At 55.5% G+C, this 12,766-nt stretch carries 1 protein-coding gene; it reads left to right on the forward strand.

Going from position 1 to position 12,766, the window contains the following annotated elements:
* Positions 1–24 precede the first annotated feature (24 nt).
* Positions 25–12,765, forward strand: coding sequence for an amino acid adenylation domain-containing protein (locus ABH899_RS10745; protein WP_483312619.1), 12,741 nt, complete (start codon positions 25–27; stop codon positions 12,763–12,765).
* The last annotated feature ends 1 nt before the right edge of the window (position 12,766 follow it).

The raw sequence follows: 12,766 nt of genomic DNA on the forward strand, positions 1-12,766 counted from the left end.
GGGGATAACTGCGGAGGGATGAAGGTGGAACAATTTCAGACACTGATTGACGTTATCCGGGACAGGGGAGACAAGAAGTCCAGCGGAATAACCTTTATTAACGGTGACCAGAACGAAGAGAGTATTACTTACGGAGAGCTGCTTGAAGACGCGCTTGGCGTCCTTTACCATCTCCAAAGCTCGGGCATGAAAGCGGGCGACGAGCTTCTTATGCAAATCGACGATAACAGGTCTTTTCTGAATGTGTTCTGGGGCTGCCTGCTGGGGGGAATTATCCCGGTACCGGTAACGGTCGGCAATAATGACGAGCACAAGATGAAACTGTTTAAAATATGGGATACTCTGAACAATCCTTACTTGATCACCGAAGGAAAAGCATTGGATAACCTGGAGAAATATGCCCTCCAAAACGGAAAAGAGGAGGTGTTCGAAAAGGTCAGGGAAGTGTCCCTTTTTACGGATAAAGTACATTATTCCACTGGGGATAAGGGGGTTATTCATGAGGCGAAGGCGTCCGATCTGGCGTTTATCCAGTTTTCGTCAGGTTCGACGGGGGATCCTAAAGGGGTCATGCTGACCCATGAAAATCTGATTTATAACACGAGGGACATGGCCGTTCAAACGGAGATGGACGAAACGGATGCCTATCTCGGATGGATGCCGCTCACGCATGACATGGGATTGATCGCTTTTCATCTGACTTGCGTCATGTCCAACACCAGGCAGCTTATTATGCCGACCGCGCTGTTTATCCGGCGCCCGTCTTTGTGGATGAAGAAAGCGTCGGAGCATAAGGCTACCCAGACCTGCTCGCCCAATTTCGGGTATAAATTTTTTCTGGCCCAGTACAAACCGGAAAATGCGGCGGATTGGGACTTGTCCCGGCTGCGTCTGATTTATAACGGGGCGGAGCCGATTTCCAGCGAGCTTTGCGATGTGTTTATGGAGGCTATGAGCAAACACGGCCTGAGAAGTACCGCCATGTTTACCGTATACGGCATGGCCGAGGCAAGCGTGGGCATGTCTCTGCCGCCTTTGGAAGAAAATTTCCGGCGTCTTCACCTGGATCGTGAGCATTTGAATATCGGCGAAAAGGTGGTTCAGATAGACGCTTCGGATAACCGCTGCCTGACGTTTGTGGATGTCGGTCATCCGCTGCGAAGCAGCTATATCCGTATCTGTGACGACGCGAACCTGCCTTTGGACGATTACGTGATCGGGAATATTCAAATCCGCGGCATGAACGTGACGTCCGGCTATTACAACAATCCCGAAGCGACCGCCAAGGTCATTACTCCGGACGGATGGCTCATCACGGGCGACCTGGGCTTTATGCGCGAAGGCCGGCTCATTATTACGGGCCGGGCGAAAGATATCATTTTTGCGAACGGGCAAAATGTGTATCCTCACGACATCGAGCGGGTTGCGGAAGAAGTGGAAGGCGTGGAGCTCGGGAAAGTAGCGGTTTGCGGCGCTTACGATCCGGCGACCCGCCAGGACCGGATTATCGTTTTTGTGATGCACACGAAAAAAATCGAAGATTTCGCCCCGCTGGCCAAACGTCTCAAGGGACACTTGAATTACCGGGGAGGGTGGGACATTCAAGCGGTTCTCCCCATCCGGCGGATTCCGAAAACGACCAGCGGCAAAGTGCAGCGGTACAAGCTTGCCCAGGACTATACGGACGGGAAGTTTGAAGAAACGCTTGCGGGACTCCAGAAAATTTGGGAGCAGGAAAAGCAGCTTGCGCGTGCGGCTGTCATTCCTCGCAGCGTAGCGGAGCAGAAGCTGCTTGCCATCGTGAAGCAAATTTTGCAGGTTGACGAGATTGATACGAACGAGAGCTATTTCGATATCGGAGCCAGCTCCCTCCAGCTCGTGCAAATCGTCGAAGAACTCGAAACCCAACTGGGCGTTCAAGTATCCGTGACGGACTTTTTCTCCTATCCGACGATTTCGAAGCTGGCCGCCTTTATTTCGCAGGGGGATGAGGCCGAACATTTCGAGCAGAGCGATAGACTGGCGGATTCCGGTCAGGAAACCGACGGCGATATCGCGATTATCGGAATGTCCGGAAAATTCCCGCAGGCGGACAACCTTAAGCAGTTTTGGACGAACATCTCCGAAGGCCGTGACTGTATCGCCCCGTATGGCGAAAAGAGGAGAAAGGACGCCGAAGCGTTCATTTCTCATTTGAATACGGAGGGCCGGGATTTGTCGCTCGCGGAAGGCGGTTATCTGGACGAAATCGATACGTTCGACTATTCGTTCTTCAAGCTGACGCCGCGCGAAGCTTCGCTGATGGATCCGAACCAGCGGCTTTTTCTGCAAACCGTCTGGAGCACGATCGAAGATGCGGGCTACGGCGGTTCCAATCTTTCCGGCAAACGAGTAGGCGTTTACGTCGGATTTTCCAAAACCAGCTTCGAATACGAGCGGCTTCTGTCCGAAGTGTCCCCTGCTTCTCTTCCGAATTTTGCGATCGGAAATTTGTCCTCGATCATTTCCAGCCGGATATCGTACCTGCTTGATCTCAAAGGACCTGCCGTCACCGTTGATACCGCATGTTCTTCCTCGCTGGTAGCCGTTCATCTGGCCTGCAAAGCGATTCTGAGCGGAGACTGCGATATGGCGCTTGCGGGCGGGGTGAAAACGATTCTGCTGCCGCTAAAGGCGGGCATCGGCATGGAATCCTCCGACGACCGTGCCCGGGCTTTCGACGACAGTTCGGACGGCACGGGCTGGGGCGAAGGCGTGGGCGCCGTTTTCCTGAAACCTCTCGGCAAAGCGATCAAAGACAAGGACAACATCCTTGCGGTGATCAAGGGGAGCGCGATTAACCAGGACGGAAGCACCGTGGGCATATCGGCCCCGAACGCATCCTCTCAGGCGGATGTCATTTCCCAAGCCTGGCGCAATGCACGGATCGATCCGGAGACGGTAACTTATATCGAAGCTCACGGAACCGGAACCAAACTCGGCGATCCGGTCGAAATCGACGGAATCGGGAAGGCTTTCCGCAGAAGGACAAAACGCAAGCAGTTCTGTGCCATCAGCACGGTTAAATCCAATATCGGTCACTTGTATGAAGCGGCCGGCATCGCAGGGTTGATCAAGACGGTGCTTTCCCTGCAGCACAAGCAGATCGCCCCTTCCGTTCATTACCGGGTTCCGAACCGGAAAATCAGTTTCGAGGAATCGCCGGTTTATGTGAATACCCGGTTAAAAGAGTGGCAAACGGAGGGCGCTCCAAGAAGATGCGGGATCAGCTCGTTCGGTTTCAGCGGAACCAATTGCCATGTCGTACTGGAAGAGTACACCGGAGCCAGCGAAGCTCTGCCCGAAGCATCTGCGGCAAATGGCGGATCCGAAGGCAGCGTCCCGCTGCTGCTCACCCTTTCGGCTAAAACCGAGGAAGGTTTGCAGGAGCTTATCCGGGATTACGACAAGCTGTTTGCCCATTCGGATGAACTCGATATGCAGGATGTATGTTATACGGCCGGCACGGGCCGCAGCCATCTGACTTACCGGTTGGCGGTTACGGCAACCGGCGCAGACGAATTGAAACAGAAACTGCAGCGTCTTCACAGGGAAGGCAAGGGTTCGGACGGCGTTTATATCGGCAAAATAGACAGCGCTCAAGCGCAAGAATACACGCATCCGGGAAATCTCGCCGATCTTGGTGCGGAAGCTGTGCAAGAACTGGCCCGCCAGTATGTACAAGGAGCATCCGTAGATTGGAAGGCCCTGTATGCGAAAGGTTCATTCAGAAAAGTATCCCTCCCGACGTATCCGTTCCAGCGGAAAAGATGCTGGATCGACGTTCCCGTCAAGATCGGACAGGCGGCAACTGCGGCGCAATCGCGGCATTTGGCGCCAACGGGTCAACCGGAACGGGAGCAATATATATCCGCAAAGGAGCAGGTGAGTGTGGTGAACGAACAGCTACAGGCGGAAACAGCCTCCGCCCGTCACGCCGATTCCGTCCGTCAGACGCTGATTACGATGATCGGCAACGTATCGCAGCTCAGTACGGAAGAGCTTCAGCCTCAGACACATTTCTTGGAGCTGGGATTGGACTCCATCAATTTATCCCAGGTCCGTCACAGCATTAAAGACGCGTTCGGACTGGATGTTCCCATGAGCGATTTCTTCGAATCGCTCACAAACCTGGACCTGCTGACGGCCTATATCGTCGAACGGGTGCCGCAGGCCGAAACCGCGTCCGTTATCCGTTCAGATGCGGCCCTGCAAGCGCCTCCCGCGGATACGGCGTCTGCCGTTTACGAGCGGACTGTCCCTGCGGAGCCGTACAGCTACAGCGATCCTGCCGGAGCGGCAGGCGGACAAGGACAGGCAGAGGCCGCGTCCGTTCCGGTCGCAGGTATCGCCGGAAGCTCAGCTTCCTCCGCAGTCGAGCGCATCGTCGAGCAGCAGCTTCAGCTGATGTCACAGCAGCTGCAAGCGCTCGGAAGCCGTCCGGCAGCGCAAGCGCCGCTGTCCGTGCAACCGGCCGCCGTGCCCGCACCGGCGCCTGCCGTGAGGGTGATTGCGGCGTCTCCGGCGCAGCCTGACGCCCGGCTGCATGCGGGAACGGCGAGAGAAGTCGCCGCAGCCGTCGAAACGAGACCGGCCTCGCAACAGGCAAACGGCGAGGAGCCGAAGCCTTACGTTCCTTATAAAGCGCTGGACCTGAAAGCCCGCGAATCGCTGTCGCAGAGACAAGAAAAGCATGTCCGCGAGCTGATAGAACGGTATACGGCACGGACGGGCCGTACGAAAGCGTACACCCAGCAGTACCGCGATGTGTATGCGAACAACCGCAATGTCGCCGGCTTCCGGCCTCTTTTGAAAGAAATGGTTTACCAGATCATTTCGGAACGTGCCGAGGGCTCCAAACTGTGGGATCTCGACGGCAACGAGTATGTCGATTTGACGATGGGATTCGGTGTGAATCTGTTCGGACACAACCCCGCGTTCGTGCGCGAAAAGATTGAGCGGGAGCTTGCGAACGGCATGTGCGTGGGCCCGATGTCCAATCTAGCGGGTCAGGTCGCCGAATCCATCTGCAGAATGACCGGAGTTGAGCGCATCGCGCTGTACAATTCCGGAACGGAAGCCGTTATGGTTGCCCTGAGGCTTGCCCGTGCCGCAACCGGCCGTGCCAAGGTCGTTATTTTCGCCGGTTCTTATCACGGTACGTTCGACGGCGTGCTCGCGTTGGGAAGCGCGGGAGCGAACAAGGAGCATTCGACCCCGCTGGCTCCGGGCATTCTGCAAAATATGGTCGACGACGTGGTCGTGCTCAATTACGGAAGCGAAGACTCGCTGGAATATATCCGTACGCACGCCCATGAACTGGCTGCCGTGGTGGTCGAGCCCGTGCAAAGCCGCCGACCCGATTTCCAGCCGAAAGCATTCTTGGAAGAAATCCGTCGTATCACGGCCCAGTCCCGCACCGCCTTCATCTTCGATGAAGTGATTACCGGTTTCCGCCTGCATCCGGGCGGCGCCCAGGCATGGTTCGGCATTAAAGCGGACCTGGTCACGTACGGCAAGGTCATCGGGGGCGGCATGCCGATCGGTATCGTTGCCGGTTCCTCGGCATATATGGACGGCATTGACGGAGGGACCTGGGAATTCGGCGACGATTCTTTCCCGCAGAACGAACACCGGAGAACGTTCGTAGCAGGTACGTTCTGCCATCATCCGCTGGCTATGGCTGCATCCCTCGCCGTACTGAACCATCTGGAAGCTTCGGGAGGCGAAGTCCAGGCGGAGCTGAATGCGCGCACGGCGCGGTTCGCCGATGAGCTGAACACGTATTTCGGCCGGGAAGGCGTGCCGATCAAGGTGGTGCACTTCGGTTCGCTTTTCCGCTTTGTACTTAAAGGCGACCTTGAGCTGTTCTATTATCACATGCTCGATAAAGGCATTTACATCTGGGAGGGGCGCAACTGCTTCTTGTCCACCGCCCACTCGGAAGAAGATATCTCACGCATTGTACAAGCTGTCAAAGACAGCATCGGCGAACTGCGGAAAGGCGGATTTCTTCCCGACCGGGGCCCGTCCCCGGACGATGACGATCCTTCCGGCAGCCGGCTTCCCGCCGACAAGCAGCCGGAAGGCGGCCAAGGAGAAGCGTTTCCGCTGACTCCGGACCAGAAGCAGCTCTGGTTCGCCTCCGTTTCCAACCGCAAGGATTCCCCGTCGCTTCACGAAACCGCACTTCTGCGGTTTCGCGGACCGCTGAGGAATGAGGTGTTCGAGCAGGCTGTCCGGGCTGTTACCGCCAGACATGAAGCTCTTCGTCTCGTCATCAGCCAAGACGGTGAAACCCAGAACGTAACGGATGCCTTGAATGTGCCGGTTCCGGTTGTGGATTTAACGGGTTTGAATCCTTTGGAACAGGAACGCCGGATACGGAATTGGCTCCATCGCGAGAGTCAAACGCCGTTCGATTTGGAGCAGGAGACACCGCTGTTCCGTATTCATCTTCTCCGTACATCGGCTGACGAGCATACGGCCGTGTTCACTTTTCATCACCTGATTGCCGACGGATGGTCCATGGCTCTGTTCGTCCAGGAACTGGAGCGGATTTATTCCGCTCTTGTCCGTCGGGAAGCTCATCGCCTGCCGGAACCGGCACCTTTCAGAAAATATGCCGCCTGGCAGTCCGAGCAGTTGAAGAAACCGCAGAGCGCTCAAGCGGCCGCTTATTGGAACGGACTTTTCGAGAAGCAGGTTCCTGTGGTCGAGCTGCCTTCCCCCGTCCGTGGAACGGTTCTTCCGACCTCCCGTGGCGGAAGGCATACAACTGTACTCCAGGCCTCTCTTGTACAAGAACTGAAAAAAACCAGCATAAAGCTCGGAAGCAGTCTTTTTGTGACGCTGCTTTCGGGATTTCATCTTTTTCTGCACCGGTTAACGGGTCAGAGCGATATTACGGTCGGAGTACCCACGGCCGGACAGGCGCAGATGGAAGCTCCTTTTCTGATGGGAAACTGCGTCAATCTGCTTCCTGTTATCAGCCGTGCCTCTTCCGAGCAGAGCTTTGCCGCTTATGCGGGTTCTATCAAGCAAAGAATGAACGAGCTGGACGCTTATCAGGCATACAGGTTTGCGGCGCTGGCGGAGCGCGGGCTGCGCAATCTGCCTGTCCTTACGGCCGTATTCAACATGGACCGTCCGCTGCCGAAGCTCGCTTTTCACGAGCTTGACACGGAACTGCTTGTTCATGATCCGGCGTATTGCAAGTATGAGCTTTTCCTGAACGTGACGGAAATTTCGAAAGAGCTGAGGCTCGATTTCGATTATAATGCGGACCTTTTCCAGCCCGAAACGGTTGAAACCTGGTCCCGATATTTCATTCGTTTGCTCGAATCTATCGCCGAAGGGGGCGATAAACGCCTGCCCGAACTGTCTCTCCTCAGTGCGGAGGAAAGTGAGCGGGTGTGGGCGAGATGGGCCCTGCATGCGGATGAGAACGGGAGCTACGAATGTATTTTGGACGCCTACAAGTATCCGGCTCCGCCCGGAACGATCGGCGAAGTCTACGCGGTTTCGGGCGGAAAGGTCAAATCTCCGTCGAACCGTTTCACGAGTACGGGGAAATGGGCCTACAGCTACGCCAGCGGAGCCATTAAACGGCTCGGAAAAACTTCGCGCTCTGTCCTTGTACGCGGAAACCGCGTGTTTTTGGATCAGATCGAAGAGCACCTGCTGCACACGCTTCACCTTGAGGCATGTGCCGTAACCGCTCATCTTCACCCTGAAAATGAAGCAGTTGACTATATGACGGCATACATCGTTGCCAACCCTTCAAAGATATGGAAAGAAATAGAAAGTTTTTCTCTGCTTCATGAAACCTTGCCGGATTATGCGGTCCCCCGGTATGTGATCCCGATGGCGGAGCTTCCCCTGCTGCCTGACGGAGAGACGGATTTTGCGGCTTTACCTGTTCCCGCCGGCGGCAATTTGCCGGTTCCCGGCAAACAAAACTTGCAAGGAACCGTAACGGACAAGCTCACCGCTATTTGGAAGGATGTGCTTGGCGCCGCTCATGTAAATTCCACGGATAATTTTTTCCAGCTGGGCGGTGATTCGTTAAAAGCGACCGTCATTCTTTCCCGGGTAAACAAAGAATTCGGCATCCACATTCCGTTAAGCGAGCTTTTTGCCCTGCAGACGGTCGGGGACTTGGAACTGTACATCACGGGCGGTTCCGCACAAACGTACGAGCCGATTCATCCGGTTCAGCGGGAGCGGTCTTATCCGGTCTCGTCGGCCCAAAAAAGAATGTACGTCCTCGATCAGTTGGGTGGCGGAGGGACAGCTTACAACGTGCCGGGACGCCTTTTTATAGAAGGAGAAATCGACCGGGAGCGCCTTATCCGGGCACTTCGGCAGGCGGTGGCGCGTCATGAATCGTTTCGGACCTATTTCGAGTTGGAAAACGGGGAAGTGGTACAAAAAATCGCGGAAGAGGCCGATTTCGATGTTCCCGTTTCGGAAGTGCGGGCGGAAGAGATAGAGACGCTGCAGATGCAGTTCGTCCGGCCGTTCGATCTCGCGCAAGCGCCTTTATTCCGGGCCGGTCTGTTCGAGCTTGAAACGGGCGGCAGTGTTCTGCTGATCGATGTTCACCATGCTGTGGCGGACGGTTACTCCATGGCCGTGCTTATGGATGATTTTATCCAGCTTTATCAGGGTCGGCTTCTGCCTCCGCGAAATGTGCATTACAAAGATTATGCGATCTGGCAGAACGAGCAGTTGGCCGAAGGTAAATTCAGCGGACAGGAAGCTTATTGGCTCCAGGCGCTGGAAGGCGAACTTCCCGTTCTTCAGATGCCGACGGATTATCCGCGCCCGGCCGCTCAAAGCTTTAAAGGGGACAGCTTTGTCCAGCTTCCGGACGGGAATTTGACAAAGGCGCTGTACAGTCTGGCGAAAGACAATGAAACGACGCTATACATGGTGCTGCTGGCTGCCTATAATGTGCTGCTGGCCAAATATTCCGGTCAGGACGACATCCTTGTCGGTACGCCCGCCGCAGGGAGAAGACACGCCGATACGGAAAACATGGCGGGGATGTTCGTAAATACGCTGGCGATCCGCAGCAAGCCCGAGTCCTCAATGGCTTTCGGACAATTTTTGCAAGAGGTGAAACGCCAGTCTCTCGAAGCGTTCGAAAATCAAGAATATCCTTTTGAGGAAATTGTCGAGAAGCTGCAGCTCGTGCGGGATTTAAGCCGCAACCCGCTCTTTGATACGATTTTCAGCCTGCAGAATGTAGGTACGGATGTCGTGAAGGCAGGCAAGCTTTCCTTCAAGCCAGGGGAGTTTAATACAGGCATCTCCAAAGTTGATTTTTCCTTGCATGTTACGGAGCAGAAAGACGGGCTGCTGTTTACTTGGGAGTATGCTACAGATCTGTTCGCGCGTGAAACAGTGGAGCGTCTGGCGCGGCACTATTCGGCCATCTTGGAGACGGTAGCCGGATCGGCGGATATTCTGCTTGGGGATATCGGGATGCTCACGGCTTCGGAGAAAGAGGACCTGATCAGCGGGTTTAACGCCACGGCGGCGGAGTTTCCTTCTGGCATAACGATCCATGAAGCGTTTGAGGAGCAGGCTGCAAAAACGCCGGAAGCTGCCGCGCTCGTTTTCGAGGGCCGGAGCCTCACATACCGGGAATTGAACGAACGCGTCAATTCCGCAGCCCGGACGCTGCGAAAGCTGGGCGTGGGACCCGACCGGCTTGTCGGGCTGATGATGCCGCGCTCGGCCGAAATGATCATCGGCCAGCTCGCCGTGCTGAAAGCCGGAGGCGCGTACGTGCCTATCGATCCGGATTACCCTTCGGCACGTGTTCTCTATATGCTCCAGGACAGCGAAGCCGGGGTGTTGCTGACCAGCCGCAGCTTGATCGAGGACTTGGACTACGATGGAAGCGTGCTGTTCCTCGATGAGGAAGAAATCTACCGGAACGACGGTTCCAATCTGGACGCCGGGGGCACAAAGCCAGAGCATCTGGCTTATGTCATCTATACGTCGGGATCGACAGGGAATCCGAAGGGCGTCATGCTGCCGCATCGTTCCGTCATGAACTTCGTAACCGGGATGAAAGAAGAGATTGCTTTCCGCGCGGATAAAACGATTTTGTCGTTAACGACCATCTCGTTCGATATATTCGTTCTGGAATCTCTAGTGCCCCTTCTGACCGGAATGACAGTCGTCATCGGAGACCGGCATCATCAGCTTGAAGCCGAAGCTCTCGGTGAACTCATCCGTTCGCGTGAGATTGATATGCTGCAAATGACGCCTTCCCGTCTGCAAATGCTGCTCGCCAACGAAGAAGGCAAGCGGGCACTTAGCGGAGTGAAGGAAATTATGGTCGGCGGCGAAGCCCTCCCGCATGCGCTGTTGGAGCAGTTGCAGACGCTTGACGGACTGAGAATCTACAACATGTACGGACCGACCGAAACGACGGTATGGTCCGCAGTCAGGGAGCTGACTCAGGCAAGCCGGATCGATATCGGCCGACCGATCGCCAATACGCAGGTGTATATCGTCGATGCGCGTTCCAACCTGCAGCCTGTCGGAGTGCCGGGCGAATTGTGCATAGCCGGAGAAGGACTGGCACGGGGGTATTGGAAGCGTGAAGATCTCACGGCGGAGAAATTCGTGCCCAATCCGTTTGTCGCCGGAACAAAAATGTATAAAACGGGCGATCTTGCCCGCTGGAAGCCGGATGGGAACCTGGAATTCCTGGGCCGGATCGATCACCAGGTGAAAGTAAGAGGCTTCCGCATCGAGCTCGGGGAGATAGAAAATGCTTTGATAAGGCTGCCATCCGTTCAGGAGGCGGCTGTCACGGTCAATCAAAGCGGCGGACACGAGGCCGTTTTGTGCGCGTATGTCGTGCCAAAGTCGGATTCGGCGATAAGCGCGGCGGAGGTCAGGGAGCAGCTGGCCAGACAACTGCCGTACTATTCGGTCCCTTCGCACTATGTATTTCTAGATAAGCTTCCGCTTACGCCAAACGGTAAAACCGACCGGAAGTCGCTTCCCGAACCGGATGACCTGTTCCGTCCGGATACGGAGTACGCCCCTCCCCGCAATGAAGTGGAAGAGGCGCTGGCCGCCGTATGGCAGGATGTGCTGAGCCGGGACGGCATCGGCATTCATGACAATTTTTTTCTCCTAGGAGGAGATTCGATCAAAGGTATCCAGGTCGTGGCCCGTATGAGAGCGGAAGGGTATGCGCTGGACATCAAGCAGTTGTTTGAGCATCCGTCCATCGGGGATCTCGGCGCGTACGTGAAGTCGTCCGTTCGTGAAATCGCGCAAGGACCGGTCGAAGGAGAAATGGTGCTGACCCCTGTGCAGAACCGGTATTTCGAACAAGGCGGTTACGAATCCGCCTCATCGCTTTCGGCGCTGTTGTTTTCGGAAGCCGGTCTGGAAGAAAACCATGTCCGTTCGGCTTGGGACAAGGTGCTGAAACAGCATGACGCCCTTCGTCTGCGTGCCGTTTTGAAGGAAGGGGACTTGAAGCTGGAACACCGTTCCCTGGAGGAAGAAGCTGCGGGACTGAGCGTCATTCGTCTGGATGGGGACAAGCCCGATCTCAGAGCGGCCGTTGAGCTGCAAAGTAAAGCGATTGAATCGGGTCTCTCCCTGAAAGAAGGACCGCTGGCGAAAAGCGTGCTGTTCAAGACCGGCGAAGGTGACTATCTTCTGATCGCGATCCACCGTCTGATTACCGACGATACTTCTTTTTCGGTCATATTGGAAGATTTGGCGACCGTTTACGGACAGCTTGTGGCGGGAGAAAGCGTGTCGCTTCCTCTGAAAACAGATGCTTTCCGGACGTGGGCAGCCCATTTGGAAAAATACGCGGAGAGCAACCAGGCGCAGGCCGGGCGGGAGTACTGGACTCTGTCGGGCAATGCGGATGAATGGACTGTTCCGCTTGATAAAGAAACCGAGGCGGGACTTCCGCCGCTCCGAAACTCGATCTGCACGGTTATCCCGGCGGAAAAGACGAGCCGATTGCTCACAGGGGTGAAGGATATTTATTCGATGGAGGCCCGCGAAGCGATTTTATCCGCATTCGGCAAAACATTCGGCGATTGGTTCGGACTCAAACGTTTCCGCGTCGAACTGACGGCAGACGGCAGAAAGCTGTGCGCAGACAAGAGGCTGGATTTCTCGCGGACAGTGGGCTGGTTCGATACGCAGTATCCGCTTGTGCTGGATACCTCGAATTCCGGTGACTTGGCGGGCTATCTTAAACAAGTTAAAGAAACGGTGCGTCAAGTCCCGGACGGAGGCATCGGGTACGGGGCTTTGTACGATCTTGCGTCTTCGCGCCGGCAAGTAGAAGAGACCGCAGTCCGGAAGAAGCCGCGGATCGGGTTCGTCCACTTAGAGCCTTCGGGTGTCGTAACTCCTTATTTTGATTCGTTTAACGCGGGCGAAAGAATAACAGACGATTTGTGGGCGGCACGGGAGTACAGCTGGTATCTCAAGAGCACGATCGAATCGGGCGCCCTCACCCTCCGGCTCGATTATGACGGCCATGCGTACACGGAACAGACAGCCTCGGATTTGCTTCATCGTCTGGAAGAAAATTTGGATGAAGTGCTGCGCCACTGCGAGGCCAAAACAGAGAGGGAGTTAACGCCGGCCGATGTCGGGGCAAACGATCTGGATCTCGATGAGTTCGAGGACATTAAACAATTTTATGAGAGCGTATAAG

Source organism: Paenibacillus sp. RC84 (assembly GCF_041260495.1).
In the GTDB taxonomy this organism is placed as follows: domain Bacteria; phylum Bacillota; class Bacilli; order Paenibacillales; family NBRC-103111; genus Paenibacillus_F.